This window comes from Brevibacillus sp. YAE8 (assembly GCF_057543335.1).
In genome coordinates this window covers 1-501 of sequence record NZ_BAAIYG010000205.1, presented here as the reverse complement: position 1 = coordinate 501, position 501 = coordinate 1, and the positions used below count along the sequence as shown (strand labels likewise).

1 protein-coding gene is annotated in these 501 nt (G+C 31.1%); it reads left to right on the top strand.

The window, feature by feature from the left end:
* Positions 1 to 160 precede the first annotated feature (160 nt).
* A partial coding sequence (locus AC27IT_RS28410; RefSeq protein WP_487092363.1) for a hypothetical protein occupies positions 161 to 501 on the top strand: 341 nt, incomplete at its 3' end.

The following is a 501-nucleotide window of genomic DNA, read 5'->3' as shown; positions in this document are numbered from 1 at the left end:
TAATAAATTAAAATGTACTTGACTACATATAAAAATATGTATCAGTACAATTACAAAATACAAAGTTTTAAAAGGAATCTTATATAATGTGATTATAAATTACTTTACATGATAACTACAAATAAAACCTAACCGTGGAAAATATATTTGGGGGGACAATATGGATACATATATAAAATTTGAAGACCTAATTGATGCAGATCTCACCGTAGAAGCAATTTATGAAGGGGGACCGAAGGATAATGTTTCGGCTGACCCTATTAGTAAATTACTAAAATGCGAAAACATGGGGGGGTTTAGAATATCAGGATCAAAAAAAGATCATCGTTATAGATTGTGTGGAATATATACTGACCTAGTAAATCCTGATTGGCCAGACATAATTGAAAAAGAGACAGGAAAGTTCATCTATTTTGGTGACAATAGAGATCATGGGAAAAATCTACATGAGACTCCAAAGGGAGGAAATCAACTATTAAAGTATGTTTTTGAACAGCTACA